The following is a 13,971-nucleotide window of genomic DNA, read 5'->3' as shown; positions in this document are numbered from 1 at the left end:
TTAAAAGCCGACATTTAAACCTAATGAGATTGCTCTGGGTCTTGGGTATGCACCTTCGTTGATGCCATTTTCGCCAAGCTCTGCATCAAAGCCAGGGTTGAACTTGGTAAATGTGTAAAGGTTGTTTCCAGAAAAGAATACCCTGAAGCTCTTGATACCCTTAACAAAGTTTGGCTGGAAGTTATATCCTACAGTTACGTTCTGGATACGAAGGAAAGAACCGTCTGTGATAAAGTAATCCGATGCCAAGAAACCACGTGTGTTATTGGCTCTTGGAATATCATTGCTAGGGTTGTCTGGCGTCCATCTCAAGATCTGTCTACTTGGCGTAAGTTTTCTGAAATCAAACACATCATTGCCGTAAATGCCATAAAGCTGAGCAGAAAGATCAAACCTTTTATATTTCAGGCTTGTATTAATGCTATAGAGAAAGTCAGGGGTTGGATTGCCGATTATTGTCCTGTCATTACCGTCAATAACGCCGTCAGGTATTCCGTTTGGCCCTGATATGTCAAGATATTTGATCTCACCGGGTTGAGCGGCAGCACCCGTAAGGCCAGAAGCAACCCCTTCGGCCACGGTCTGTATGATACCGCCTGATTTATATCCAAAGTATGAGAACATCGGCTGGCCTACCGTATAAGTAAGGATTCTTTGTCGAACCAGTTCGTATAAGGTGCCCACCTCAACACGGTCCTTTTCGCCCATGCTGATCACCTTATTTCGGTTTCGGGTAAAGTTGACGCTTAAATTCCAGGTCAGCTCACTTTTGCTGATGATATCAGCATTCAGGCCCAGTTCGATACCTTTATTGTTGATCTCTCCGTCATTGATCCACTGTTCGTCAAATCCAGAAGAGGGAGCAATAGTCCTCAACCTCAAAAGGTCATCCGTATTCTTGTTGTAATAATCGATGGTCAATCTAAACCTCTGATCCATGAAACCGATATCCACACCCAGATCCAATGAGGTGGTGGTTTCCCATTTCAGGCTGTTATTGCCTAAACCTCCCACAATGGTTAAACCCTGCTCGTTATTTGCACCAGACAAACCTGGTCCAAAGCCTGTCTGAAAACCATCACCGGTAAAGTATCGGCCTGTTCCAAACCTATCCAATGTTTGATACGGGCTAATGCCCTGATTACCGGTAAGACCATAGCTCACCCTGAATTTAAGTTCTGAGAACACATTCAGCGATTTGATAAATTCCTCTTCGTTTGCCTTCCACGCAACAGCGGCAGAAGGGAAATATCCCCATTTGTTATTCGAACCAAACTTACTGGAACCATCAGCCCTAGCGGTTAACGTGAAAAGGTAACGATCTTTATAGGCATAATTGGCACGTCCAAACCATGAGGCAAGTTCTGATCTTGAAAGTCCGTTTGAAATGATTCTGTTTACAGCCGTGCTCAGATTTTCATTCTGAATATTGTCGTTGACAAAACCATTTCCCACCAATGAACTTGTCCTGGTATTGAATTTCTGGAAGGAGTAGCCTGCCACAAAGTTAACACTGTGGTACTTACCAAAATTTTTATTTGCGGTAAGATAATTCTCGGTCAATAATTCAGTCGTATTAAAATTGTTGATCGCACCAAATCCATTGCTTTCAAAACCCCTGAAAGTTACTATTGATGGCTCATAGACATCTCCAATCGAGTTGCCATATTTAGAGCTCAATTGGGTCCTGAACTGTAACCAACTGTTTATCTTGGCATTTACGTAGGCAGTTCCTATGATATCAAGCGTCTTGTTGGTATTCAGAACTTCATTGGCATTGGCCAATGGATGTCCGAAGTCCGTTGGACTTGTCCTAAAGTAATTACCGGTATCATCATAAACCGGAAAGACCCTGGTGCGATCTGCATTGACCTGTACACCATTGTTCTTGGTGTAGGTCAGGATCACGTTGGTACCTACATTGATCGCATCGGTCAGTTTCTGGTCTAAATTCAGCCTATTGGCATACCTGTCATAGAAATTTTTGATCACCAAACCTTCTTCCTTGTAATAGTTACCAGAAATGGCATACTTGGTTTTTTCGCTGCCCCCGTCAGCAGTGAGAGTATAGTTTTGGGAAAAAGGATTCCGATAGACCAGATCTACCCAGTCTGTATCATGTGGCCACTTTGGTTTTGAGGGATCAAGCCCCCTCAATTCTGCTATGGAGGGAAAGTAGACACCTCCACGTATTTCACCAAGATATGGCAACTGGTTTGCCGGTGTCCCCCCGGTCAAGGCGGCCTCATTGGCAAATGTTGCCTCATCAACCGCATCCCTCCAGAGATCTGGTTTTGCAGACATCCCAGCAACGGTATTCAGTGTGCTCAATGATATATTGGATTGCCCAATCTTGCCCTTTTTTGTCGTGATCAGAATTACCCCGTTGGCGCCTCTTGAGCCATAAATAGCTGCAGATGATGCATCCTTTAACACTTCGATGGATTCGATGTCATCAGGATTGATCTGACTTAGATTACCCGCATCACCAAAAGGGAAGCCATCTACAACCATTAAAGGGCTGTTTGAGCCATTCAATGAGCTTGTGCCTCGTATGCGTATAGTCGCACCGGCCCCCGGTCTTCCCGAACCAGATATCACCTGGACCCCAGGTATTTTTCCCTGCAGAAGTTGGTCTACCGAAGATGAAGGCGTCCGATTTAATTCGCTTCCTTTTAAAGTGGCTACAGAACCAGTAAGATCACTTTTCCTAACGGTTCCATATCCCACCACCACAACCTCTCCCAAATTTTTCAGATCAGGCTGCAAAATGGCATTTACTGTATTCTGGCCAGAAGAAGCAATGATTTCTTGAGTTTGCATGCCCAACAATTTAAAAACGAGCGTTGAACTCTGTCCGGTCAATGTAATGGCATAATTGCCATTGGCATCTGTCGAAGTTTGGATGGCCTCTCCCTTGACAGCAATCACAACCCCTGGCAAGGGTTGGGCAGTATCGTCTACTACTCTTCCTTTTATTGTCCTTTGTTGTGCGAGTACGGTTTGGATGCCCATACATACAAAAAGAACGCAAGCAAATGCGATGTAAAAAATTCTTTTCATAAAGTTTAATTTGGTTAATAAATTATTTCGCCCATTGTTGAATGATCGACTTTTCAAAACTACTTGATATTAACCCATGGAATTAATACTTTTTTAACATTTAATAGTATTAAATCCAGACTGAACAATTTTCTTGTTGACATTTTTAAAAAAATCACATGATATTATTTTAACTTATTGTGATATTTAAAAAGCATTATAACAGTACAAAGGAGCACACAATGCTTATTTGACAACTTTGAGCCAAGTTTATGGCAATACGCATCATAATGCTTATTTAACTACTCTTGGGCGGGAAAGAATAATTTTTTATTAGATTTGAAATAGATATTTTAATGTTTTTCTAACTTCAAATGATAAACTATGGTCAACAACGTAATTAGAGAAATAACACCGCTGACTTCATATGACTGCTTCACCATTTTTACACGGGACAAAAAAGAATTTGATTTTCCTTTACATAATCATGAGGAGATGGAGCTTAACCTGATACTCAATGCCAAAGGAGCAAAGCGCATAGTTGGCGATCATATTGAAGAAATTGGTGATATGGAATTGGTATTTGTAGGCTCAAATCTTTCCCATGGGTGGTTCAACCATAATTGCGAAAGCGAAAATATAAAGGAGGTTACCATCCAATTTCACAAAGACTTGCTTGATGATATTTTTCTGAGGAGGAACCAGTTGAACCATATTCGCAAAATGTTTGAAGGCTCTCAAAGGGGAATTTTGTTTTCCCAGGAAACGATTAGACAGATTTCTCCCAGGATATTGGCTTTAGATAAGAAAACCGGATTTGATTCAATCCTGGAACTGTTTTCTATTTTTCATGATCTCTCCATCTCAAGGGATATGAAACTGCTATCCGACTCCACTTTTACCAAGGAACAGTTCAATTATAACAGTAGGCGTATAGAGAAGGTATTTGATTACATGAATAAAAATTTCCACAGGGAAATCACTTTGGCGGAGGTGGCCAAAGTGGCCAATATGCCCGAGGCATCCTTCAGTCGTTTCATCAAAAAAAGAACAGGTTATACATACGTCGACAGTCTGACAGAGATCAGATTGGGCCATGTTTCAAGAATGTTGATCGACACCACCCACTCTATTGCAGAGATTGCCTATAAATGTGGCTTTAACAATATTGCTAATTTCAACCGCGTCTTCAAGAATAAAAAAGGCTGTACGCCCAAAGATTTCAGAGCAGATTACACAGGCAATCGGGTATTTATCTAACGGTTACCATAACCCTCCTAACTACAAATCTGCTAAAATCGATAGGACCTGGCCTAAGGGTTCACCGAATCAGAATACCAATACCAGATCGGAATTTGATTTGATTGTGATGCCCTTGGCCTGTCGAGTACCAGAAAAATCCAATTTTTGATCATTCCATCTTCCATTTTCACAATCAAACACACGCCCCTTTTCAGGAAAAGAAAAGCCAGCCAAATCAAGATTTGCTGTTTTGCTAACTGAGGTGCTGTTGTAGAGATATACAAATGTTTTCTTCCCACATTTTACGGCAAAAATTTCAATGTCCTTATCATCAACCCTAACTTTTACAGGCGCAAAAGACCCCTTGCCAGAATCCATCATTTCATCCAAAATAGTCCTAACCCTCCTTAGATATGCATCTGTGCCCCTATTGTCAAAATATTCCCACCACCAGGACAAGGGCAGGATTGGCGTAGGCGAGAACAGCCCATACCATAGCCCTCTTTTGAAATCGCTATCCATTTCATCAGCGAAAAGATCGAAGTTCTTCTGCCAATCGTACTCATAACCATACTCACCTATTACGTAGGGTTTCTGAAAATCCTGTGTATAGTTAACGATGGTGGTCGCCAGAGCACGGTTATCCCGGTAAATATGTTTCTGGTTGAAATCAATATCCTCGATTGAATTCAATCCCAGTAAATCCCGGTGGGAAATACTGGTAGTGATCAGATGGTCAAAGGGATCAAGGTCGGCCAGATAAGCGCTCATCTCCCTATGCCAATCCACAATATGCGGAGCGGGAATTGGGTTATCCTTGTTTCTGTACTGCACATTGTCTATTTCGTTGAAGAATTCCCAAGCGCCAATAGATGGACTATATCCCCATCTGCCGACAATGAACCTCAACATATTCTTATATTGCGCTTTTGCCTTTGGATCCACAAAAAAATCCGCAGTTGAAACCTCATACCGTCCATGTTTAGCGGTATGGCTTCCCTGGCCCAATGTCAGCATCATATGCAGCCCCAGAGAATCGGACAGATTGATCATATCCTCCATTCTCTGAACTGCACTTGGATTGAAATATTCATCAGAGACCCCATACCTGCTGTTATTGAAACCACTCTTCCAATCCAATGCCAAGTTCCAAGCGCATATCCAGGTCCTGAAAAAATCACCTCCGTGGCCGGCAAGGGACGGAAGCATGTACTGGTAACTGTATTTTTTATTTTCATGAAGTGCCTTAAAGAACCTTGAATCATCATCATCCCTGGATTCCCAGGCCAGGTTCTCTCCAAGTCCGCGAAAGAGGGTACCGTTATCATACCTAAAGGTCCAGTTGTCATTTTTATGAAGTATCCCCTTGTTTTTGGAAGCTGAGGCTATGAAATCAGAAGAGTCAGTTGAATGAACGACTTTCCCATCTCTTTTTAGTTGGAACCGATATACGTATCTCCCGCTTTCCTGCGGCAGAAACCGAGCCTTCCAACAAGACCGCTCCAAATCCAAAGACTTATCAAAATAGCATGGCAGTACAAGCTTCCGGCCACCAGGGGAGCTCAGCAACATATCCAGGGAGATATCCTCCTGTAAAAATGGGTTATCAAATGAAGCTTCGATATCGATAGCCAACTCAAAGCGTTCATACTGGACCGCGGGCCTTTCTGGAACGCTGATTCCTGCAATCCTGCCCTGGGCCCGAGACCCGCCAAAAAAGCCAAAACAAAGTACAACATAAAGCAAGGCAAACTTAGATTTCATCCTTAGGGGTTTAAGTGACATACATATTGGAACCGGGAACACAGCAACACAGCAGCCACAAAGGATCCCGCCTGGCCAGTCCTATTCCTATAGCTCAAAAATAGCTTGATAGCGAAATGCAAATCAATACTTTTTTACCAATTGATGATATTAAAACATTCACTCCGGCTCACTGAAACTTACGATCCTTCTAAGACGCTCGACAGTACCAACAACATGTTTGTTATTACAAAAAAAAGATCCCGGGCAAAATTGCCAACGGGATCTTTCCTTAAGCAGGCTTTTAAGCCATAGACAGCTTTTTGCTGATATTAAAGCAAATGCATTCAGACACCATGGATGCTTAAATTACAACAACCCCAGCCATACTTCTGTCCAGGCCTAAAATAACAGACCTAAATCCACAGACTTACCCACAGCTAAACCGAAAGCCCCTCCTGCTGCTGCTTGCCCTGTTTGGCAGACCTTTCTTTCCCTACGGCCACTTCAGGTAGTTTCTCCTCCTTGAGGTGCTGCTCACGCTTGATCGACTTACCATCCAGGGTATACAGGTTGAGCTGTTTGTATTCAGGAACCGCCTCGGCAAGGAGCCTGACCGGCTTTCCATCAAGCTCAACATTGACCACGGCCCTGTGTCCATCCCTTAGCGCACCCTCAAGCTCCTCTTTCCACTGTGGATTGGAGAGTTCCTTGAAATCGAACCTTTCCAGCACCGCAGAAAGATCAAAGCCGTAACCTTCGGTAAAGGTCTTGGTCTTGAAGTTTCCGCCTCGATCCCTTTCCCCATCTAGCTCAAGCTTCACCCAGGCCGAGTATTCCCTGTTGGAGATATCCAGCATGTCCGGGCGGTACACCGAGCGCCCCTCCAGCAAATTCAGCCCTTGGGCAACGGTGAATCCGTTTCCCTTTTCAATGTAAAAGGTCTGGCCCGGAGAAGGGTTTTTAAGGGTCTTATAAAATTCCTTATCGATGTTGATCAGTTTACCGTCTCCCATGGTGGCAAGCTCTTTTGAATCCTGAAGGCTCAGCCCTGCATACAGCTGCGCCGCCCCGCGGATATCCTTGGAAGCTTCCATCCTGGCATTGAACTCCTTCACCGCGAGCGAAGGCATCTCGAATTCCTTCAATATCACCTCCTCGCCCTGCCTTTGGGAGGAAACAAAATACTTCTCCCCCGGAGCCAGCGGCGGCTGGGTTTCCTTCACCAGATCGAACTTGTTGAAATAATAATATTCCGAGCTTTTCGACTGGTTAAAGTGGAGCGCCATTTCCACCCTTCCCTTTTCCCCCTTGAGCTCATCGTACAGGATAAATCTCGGCTCGTTTGCCGCCATCTTGGCCTGCATCTCCGCAATCAGCTTCTCACTGAAGCCCAGTTTTGCCATTTCCTCTTTGAGGTTCTCTAAATTTTTCGCATCCATAATCGCTTTTTTTAAGTTTTCGTTTTGATAGGCATCCCTGCCCAGTTCTCTAAGTTTATTGATATCTCCGGTCAGTTTCAGCGCATCGCCGATCCTGACCGTGTAGGGCAGCTGTACCCTATGGTTCATCATGGAGCGCAGCTCGGGATGTAGCTGATAGATCATCCCCGCCACCTGTTTTCCCACTGGATAGGATTGGCACAGGTCCGAAACCACCCGGAGCCGATCTTCCAATCCCCGATCGCTGCCATCAGTCCGGTAGAGAAAATCAAGGCAGCTGACCGCAGTCGCCTGCGCAGACATCAGCTGTCCTTCCACAAACAGCCCATGCTCATCGCTGGTCCCCACCGAACGCCTGAAATCCGCTTCCAGTAAAAAGGCATCTTCCCTGAGCCATTCCTCCAGGCCATCATTTCCCAAAAGCTTTGGCACAAACACCGCGTACTCGGGAATGCGCAGCTTTCCAAGATGTTCCCTCACCAGAAGATCAACGGCAATCTCAACTCCGCCGGTCCGCTTGTAAAGGGTCACATCCATCCAGGGCAGGTCCATATTCTCCATTGCATGGATTTCAGGTCCATACAGACCAAGGCGATTGCGATCGGCATTCACGTCTCCCTCTTCCAGCCCCATCGAGCCGAAATCCGCCAGAACCGCCAGCTGCTCAAATCCCCTTTCCAGTGTCTTTTCAGCCTGGCTAAGCAAGGGGCGCAGCTGACCGACAGCCGCAAATTCGATGTTCAGTACGGAATCCTCCGCCTGCACGCGAGATCCGGCAGTCTGGAAATCCGATGCCAGGTAATTGTCCCTGCCGCGCGGATAGACCACAAACCCCTGCCCATAGTACGCCGCATCGGTAAGACCCGAAACCAGCTGCTCCAGCTGCCCCCTTGCCATCCAGATCGCCACTACCTTTCCCTACTGTTGTTTCTCAGCAGCACCTTCTGTCCAGCTTTGAGTTTCACCCGGACCACCTTCACCTTCCTTGAAAATAGTCTTTTTGCCGCATCGATCCCCGCTCCCGCCACCTGCCCGGTGATCCCGTCCATCCCGTAGACCGAAATCCCTCCCACCGCGTCGACCGCACCACCCGAGGCCACATCACCCAGCACCGCATCAGGCGCCGAAAGTCCGGGCATCCCGTCCAGCCCGTACATGGTCAACTCCACCGGAATGATCAGTTCATCCAACCTGATACTTTTGATGTCCAGCAGCAGCCGCTGGTTCACCAGCCTGCACAGCCCAAAAACCTCGTGCCCTTTGGGAATGACCACATTTTTCAGCACCACCGAATCAAGCAAACGCAGGCGAATGGTCGAACCCTGCACTACCTTGCCACCATCTGCAAGCTCGGCCGGCACTGCAAGAAATTCTCTCTCCCCTGCATCCCCATAGATCTTTGAGACCAATTTCTGCTGTGCCCTGGCAGGGTTCTGGATATCCAAAAGCTTTTCCAGCATCAGATTCATTTGCTCCATTTCAGGGTCTGAACCCTTATCCTGCTTCATCGAGTTCATCAGCATTTCCAACCGGTCTACATCGGTTTTCATTCCTGCATCGTTTTGCTTAAGGGGCTGTTCATACCCAGCGCTTTTGCCGCCTCCGATATCAACCGGTGGAGAATTGATCTCTCTGTCCAGCGCAGCAAGCTTGGCATTGATCTCCTCGGTCTTTGCATTTTCGGCAACCCCACCAAAGCCCATGTTCCCGGCCATCACCGAGATCCCGCCCGAACCAGAGGTATCCTTTTCCCCGCGAGCATAAAAGCCCATCTTGTCCACCGGTTCTTCCGTCTTGAAATCCGCACCCGGCAATGCGGTATTGATCCCCTTTGAGCCAACCCCATCTTTCGAGGTTCCCCTTCCACCACCACCGGCATAGAATGCCAGCGCCAGAAAGGGCATGGCAAGCAGCGGCAACACCAAAAGGATTTTCCTCTTGTCCCTTGTTTTTGTTTCCATAAAAAATTGATCTGATTGTTAAAAATTGAACTGTTAAAATATTGCGTTAATGAGTATGTAGACCAGATAACCAGCAAAGCCGATCAGCAAAGCGCCTAATAAAACAAGTGTATTTCTCCTGCCCAGCTTTTGGGATAGGGCATTCAGCTTCGCTGCAGTGCTGCTTTGCACCGCCAATATCTTCTCGGCTATTTTATTTGCTATCTTTTCTTGTTGCTGGGCCAAGGGCTTGGCTTCCCTTCCCCGTTTCCTTAACCATCCCATCACCTAAGGTTTTACCACATCCTGGTTCAGAACCGTTTCCCAGCGCTGGATCAGAAAACCATGCGGATTATTGTCCGAGCGGGAAACATTCCGCAAGAACCCCTGCGTGACCAGTTTCCTGGAAACCGTCGAAGTTGAGCGGACCAAAACCTGCGTCGCATAACACTTGAAACTAAATGGCTCCTGGGCCATATCAAGCAAGACAGAATCTACGGTAATGCTCTGGGAGATATTCGCAGAAATGAGATTGGTAAAGTACCCCTGCTCCTTCAGGTTATCGTATGCTGCCTTTGCCGAACCATCGGCCAGATAGAGCGCCTTTCCGATATTCGATGCAATCACCTTTTCATCGGGGTCCAGGGTAAAGAACCAGTAGTGGAACATCTTCACATGGTCTCGGATCTCAACGGCCACATTGTCCTTCCGTTCAGCGGAAAAAGCCTCCAAAGCCTTACCGTTGGCAAGGATATAGACCTTTCCCGTTATTTCCCTTACCACCTGAAAGCTTTTCCAAATCGCAAACCCCGATACCAGTACGCAGGCAATGATCAGAAAGAGCGAAAAACGTTTGATATGCGAGAAGGCGGTATCTATATTTCTAAATTGTGTAAACACTAGCTTTTAGTTAAATAAAACTTCGATTGCATTCTAATTTGGGGCTTTGGCAAAAAGCTGAGCTTCCCACCCAAGCTTCCAAAACCTATTTGCCAGATAGCCTGTCCCTCTGATGGGCATTCCCCCCATCAGGGAAATAATCCCCTTGACTTGCTCCAGCATAACCTTGACTCATCATCCGCGGCCCATTGCCTAATGCATCTGCCGCCATGCCCATTCCAGCAGAACCTGCATTGATCGCAGTCCTTGATGAGCTCGACACGATCATATTGGTTTTCTGCAGGATCGTGTTACCACCCCCTGCATGAACGATATAATTGGCAACCGTGGGAACGCAGAAGTAGGCCACGATCCCTATCACCATAAAGATCAGATAGGCCACATCTGTCGAGGAGAAGAAGGTCTCCCCTTCACCCGCGATCTGGGAGATATCTACCTTGAGCATGTTCTCTTGGATCTTTCCCAAAATGCTCCCCAGGATATTGGCAATGGGCAGCCACATGAAAATGTTCACGTAACGGGCGATCCAAACCGTCAAGCTCTGCTGAAAGCCATCGAATACCGCAAACCCGAAAACGATCGGCCCCAAAATAGTCAGCACAATCAGAATAAAGGTCCGCACCACATTGATGCACAGCGCCGCTGCCGCATAAAGTACCTCCAAGACTTCTGCCATCTTGCTGCAAACAGGCGTTTGCCGGAATCCTTCCCTTTGCATCTCTTCCAGAGCTGGTTTAATGATCGATTTTTATTTAGATTTGCGTGGTTCATAAGTTCACTGACCGGCAGAAATGACCTCAACAACTTGCGGATCTTCAGCCGCATCTGTATTGGTCTAGGTCGGAGCTTTAAGCGCAGCTTTCTGCCTAGCCCCAAAGAAGAATCACTGTAAATAAAATCTGTATTTTTTGAAGTTTTCTCACCCATAACCCAAAAGAATTAAGTACCAAAAATGAATGAAGAAATTTGGGTAATTTGACAATCCCTAAAGAACACACATGTTTTTATTCTATAGTAATTACTTTATCTTTAGCTATGCGCATATATCTCGACAGCAATATCTTCAGAAAGACAAAACAGACTTCAAAGCAGTTCAATAAAAAAGTATTTGACGTAATGGAAAACCTGAAAGATATTTTCATTTTCCAGTTTTCCGAGGGACACCTTCATGATCTTTCCAAATCAGATGAAAAATACAGACAAGAGGACCTTAAGCATATGGAGCAATACGTCGACAACAACTATATCTGCAGGGATCACATCAAAAAAGAAATTAACTTCACCCTAAAAAAACCAATTGATGCCTATCAGACGATAGACTTTGCAAAAATGGACTTCTCTTTTGAAAATCCTCTTGATTTTCTTGACGAGCTCGACGATATTGACGGTGGTAGGGAAATGAAGGAAATGTTGCAGAACATGTTTGATATGCCCATGTTCAATCCAATCGAGATGGACACTAGTGCACTTGCACCGGAAGTAAAGGAACTGGCCGAACAGTTTCAAGGCATAAGGTCGATGAACGACATGCTCAAAAAAATGCAGGGCATGTCTCCAATGCTTGATAGTCCGAAAGAGTTCAAAAAATACCAGGATATCTTGCGACCGTATATTGATCGAAAAGAATATAGTTTTGATGAATGGTCATTTGATTTCGATCAGCGGATGAAAGATACACTTTTCGGGAAATCATTTTCCGAAATGGTTGAGCTAACGCTGGTCGGAGCCGACAAGGAAGATGACTACTTAAGGTTTATCAATACTTACACGCAACTTGAAGGGTTTGGGGTAACACAGGAGACCACCGGCAGCAAACAGAAACTCAAAAAGAATAGTTTCTGGGATATCCACAAAGATGCAGTACATGGTTTTTTCGCCAGCAAGTCGGATTATTATGTAACCGACGACCTTGGCGCGCAGACAAAAGCCTTCATCGTATTCAAGCTGCTCGGCATATCCACAGAAGTACTATCTGTGAAAGATTTCCTTGCCAAATCTACGTTATTGCTCAAAAATGAAGATAACATCCATAGCCTTGCCAAGGGACTTGCCTACTCGATAGAAAAGGGTTTTGTCATCAACCATTCGGTAATAGAAGACATGCAGCTCATAAAGTTGGATTACCCTGTCATGAACTATTTTAACAGGATGCAGGTAAACAATAAGGAAAGATCTGTCAACATATTTCGATCTTCAAAACTGAAAAAGGGGATACTATTCTCAGAAGTAAATCTGCTTGTAAAAAAATGCTCAAAACTATTTGGACCTGACGTAGACTTTAGAAACCTGTCCGAACTTTCGGAATATGGGAAGTTCAAAAGCGGCGAGCCCATCAGAAAATGGAAGTCAGGAAACTGCGTGGTCACAATTTCATGGGAGGAGAATTCGCTTGGACAACCCATCATTGCGTTAACTTTATGGTTTTAAATCAATAAATTTTGTTTAGATCAACCTTCATGATTTCTTAAAATTTCGTGGCGAATTATATCTTTAAAAATTAATGCGAGGTAGCTTGATTAATGCAACTATATATCACATTTATCCTAAACTATTGGAAAACGAGGTACTTATTTTAAATTTGCATTAGATTAACAAACTCAAGCGGATGAAAAAAATCTTCAACTGGATATTAGATAAGTGGCTCGCAGGATTTATCACCGCAAGCTTCTTCTTTGCATTGAAATATTACTTAGAAACGCCAAATAAATCAAGACCAAGTTTTTTCAGTTTCAAATGGATGGGTGACTTTTTGAATACTAATATTCCTCTGTGGTGGTGCCTTTTAATTGTTTTTTGTATGATTCTATTGGCAAGAATAGATAAGTGGGTTTATAGAAATAAAAACAAGACTGTCGATAATGACTTGGATTATTATAAAACACCTTTCAATCAATATGGAAACTATACAAAAGATACTTTTGGTCCAAATAGAACAGTATGGACATGGAGTTATAGATGGGATGTGCACAAAAGACAATTCATAATAGAGGATGCTTTGCCTTCTTGCAGAACCTGTGGTACTCCACTGGATTTAGAAGATAGATTTGGTTGGAAGACATCAGCAAGCTGTTCGAAGTGTAGACTCGATGGAAAGTATTATATGCATGAAATGACTGAAAGTCCCAATGATGTACAGAAAGAAATCATCCGAAGGATTCAAAGTGGAGAAGTTTCAAAATCCCAATAATTTTAAAATGCCGACCATTGTCGGCATTTTAAAATTATAAGAAGTTTAGCGCAGCTCTTTTGGGACGTTGAAAATATCCAAAATCAATCCTGCAACCGAGGGATAAACCTTTTCGAACAGTTCCCTATTCTTATCAGGAATATCTTCAGCATCTGTCGCCAGCAGATAGACAACAAGTTCTGGAACCTCAAAATATTCGCATATCTTTTTAAGCGTACCACTGTTTGGTTTTTTGGCTCCAGACTCGATCTGCGATAATGCAGTTTGAGTAATTCCAACATTTTCCGCTAGTTGGGATTGATTTAATGATTTATTTTTTCTGAGCCTTTTAATTGCGTTACCTAATTTCATATATTCAGTATCAACCGGATTTCAGCAGCTGCATTATAATGTTTGCAGCCTGGAGGCCAAGGTTAGCCATAGCGGTCCAATCCAGTTTGTTTTTAGTAGTATGTGTATCAACCTGACCTAATAA

11 protein-coding genes are annotated in these 13,971 nt (G+C 44.3%); 3 read left to right on the top strand and 8 right to left on the bottom strand.

All coding sequences use genetic code 11. The annotated features are described in order from the left end of the window. The gene (locus tag AC07XU_RS09175; RefSeq protein WP_494943343.1) at positions 1-3,063 is read right to left on the bottom strand and encodes a SusC/RagA family TonB-linked outer membrane protein; all 3,063 of its coding nucleotides are present in this window, start codon (positions 3,061-3,063) and stop codon (positions 1-3) included. Positions 3,064-3,426: 363 nt separating this feature from the next. On the opposite strand from AC07XU_RS09175, the gene AC07XU_RS09170 reads away from it, so the two are divergent. Next, entirely contained in the window at positions 3,427-4,302 is an 876-nt protein-coding gene (locus AC07XU_RS09170) for an AraC family transcriptional regulator (RefSeq protein ID WP_494943342.1), read from the top strand. A gap of 69 nt (positions 4,303-4,371) precedes the next feature. On the opposite strand, the gene AC07XU_RS09165 is transcribed toward AC07XU_RS09170, so the two are convergent. From AC07XU_RS09165 to AC07XU_RS09140, 6 genes are all read right to left on the bottom strand, one after another. Then, entirely contained in the window at positions 4,372-6,048 is a 1,677-nt protein-coding gene (locus AC07XU_RS09165) for a DUF5060 domain-containing protein (RefSeq protein WP_494943341.1), read from the bottom strand. Positions 6,049-6,467: 419 nt separating this feature from the next. Then, positions 6,468-8,366, bottom strand: a complete 1,899-nt coding sequence (locus AC07XU_RS09160) for a hypothetical protein (protein WP_494943340.1) — start codon at positions 8,364-8,366, stop codon at positions 6,468-6,470. Between the two features lie 11 nt (positions 8,367-8,377). After that, complete coding sequence (gene traM, locus AC07XU_RS09155; RefSeq protein ID WP_494943339.1) at positions 8,378-9,430, bottom strand: conjugative transposon protein TraM; 1,053 nt, start codon at positions 9,428-9,430, stop codon at positions 8,378-8,380. A gap of 33 nt (positions 9,431-9,463) precedes the next feature. Then, on the bottom strand, positions 9,464-9,694 hold the full coding sequence (locus AC07XU_RS09150; protein ID WP_494943338.1) for a hypothetical protein: 231 nt from the start codon (positions 9,692-9,694) through the stop codon (positions 9,464-9,466). Positions 9,695-9,697: 3 nt separating this feature from the next. After that, complete coding sequence (gene traK / locus AC07XU_RS09145) at positions 9,698-10,309, bottom strand: conjugative transposon protein TraK (RefSeq protein ID WP_494943337.1); 612 nt, start codon at positions 10,307-10,309, stop codon at positions 9,698-9,700. Between the two features lie 85 nt (positions 10,310-10,394). Then, positions 10,395-11,027 carry a TraJ family protein gene (locus tag AC07XU_RS09140; RefSeq protein WP_494943336.1) on the bottom strand — a complete coding sequence of 211 codons (633 nt, stop codon included), beginning with the start codon at positions 11,025-11,027 and terminating at the stop codon, positions 10,395-10,397. Positions 11,028-11,344: 317 nt separating this feature from the next. Between AC07XU_RS09140 and AC07XU_RS09135 the strand changes: the two genes are divergently transcribed. Next, positions 11,345-12,736 (top strand): hypothetical protein, encoded by a 1,392-nt coding sequence (locus tag AC07XU_RS09135; RefSeq protein WP_494943335.1) that lies wholly within the window; start codon positions 11,345-11,347, stop codon positions 12,734-12,736. 178 nt (positions 12,737-12,914) lie between these two features. Then, complete coding sequence (locus AC07XU_RS09130; protein WP_494943334.1) at positions 12,915-13,496, top strand: hypothetical protein; 582 nt, start codon at positions 12,915-12,917, stop codon at positions 13,494-13,496. 45 nt (positions 13,497-13,541) lie between these two features. Here AC07XU_RS09130 and AC07XU_RS09125 read toward each other — a convergent pair whose 3' ends face one another. Beyond that, entirely contained in the window at positions 13,542-13,847 is a 306-nt protein-coding gene (locus AC07XU_RS09125) for a helix-turn-helix domain-containing protein (protein WP_494943333.1), read from the bottom strand. Between the last annotated feature and the right edge of the window lie 124 nt (positions 13,848-13,971).

This window comes from Pedobacter sp. GW456-11-11-14-TSB4, from assembly GCF_059424425.1.
This window is presented reverse-complemented; position numbering and strand designations above follow the sequence as displayed.

Excerpts from the sequence above, each read along its gene's own strand:
- AC07XU_RS09160 (WP_494943340.1), bottom strand. The coding sequence starts at position 8,366 with ATGGCAAGGGGGCAGCTGGAGCAGCTGGTTTCGGGTCTTACCGATGCG.
- AC07XU_RS09140 (WP_494943336.1), bottom strand. The coding sequence starts at position 11,027 with ATGCAAAGGGAAGGATTCCGGCAAACGCCTGTTTGCAGCAAGATGGCA.
- AC07XU_RS09150 (WP_494943338.1), bottom strand. The coding sequence starts at position 9,694 with ATGGGATGGTTAAGGAAACGGGGAAGGGAAGCCAAGCCCTTGGCCCAG.
- AC07XU_RS09165 (WP_494943341.1), bottom strand. The coding sequence starts at position 6,048 with ATGAAATCTAAGTTTGCCTTGCTTTATGTTGTACTTTGTTTTGGCTTT.
- AC07XU_RS09135 (WP_494943335.1), top strand. The coding sequence starts at position 11,345 with ATGCGCATATATCTCGACAGCAATATCTTCAGAAAGACAAAACAGACT.
- traM (WP_494943339.1), bottom strand. The coding sequence starts at position 9,430 with ATGGAAACAAAAACAAGGGACAAGAGGAAAATCCTTTTGGTGTTGCCG.
- AC07XU_RS09170 (WP_494943342.1), top strand. The coding sequence starts at position 3,427 with ATGGTCAACAACGTAATTAGAGAAATAACACCGCTGACTTCATATGAC.
- AC07XU_RS09125 (WP_494943333.1), bottom strand. The coding sequence starts at position 13,847 with ATGAAATTAGGTAACGCAATTAAAAGGCTCAGAAAAAATAAATCATTA.
- AC07XU_RS09175 (WP_494943343.1), bottom strand. The coding sequence starts at position 3,063 with ATGAAAAGAATTTTTTACATCGCATTTGCTTGCGTTCTTTTTGTATGT.
- AC07XU_RS09130 (WP_494943334.1), top strand. The coding sequence starts at position 12,915 with ATGAAAAAAATCTTCAACTGGATATTAGATAAGTGGCTCGCAGGATTT.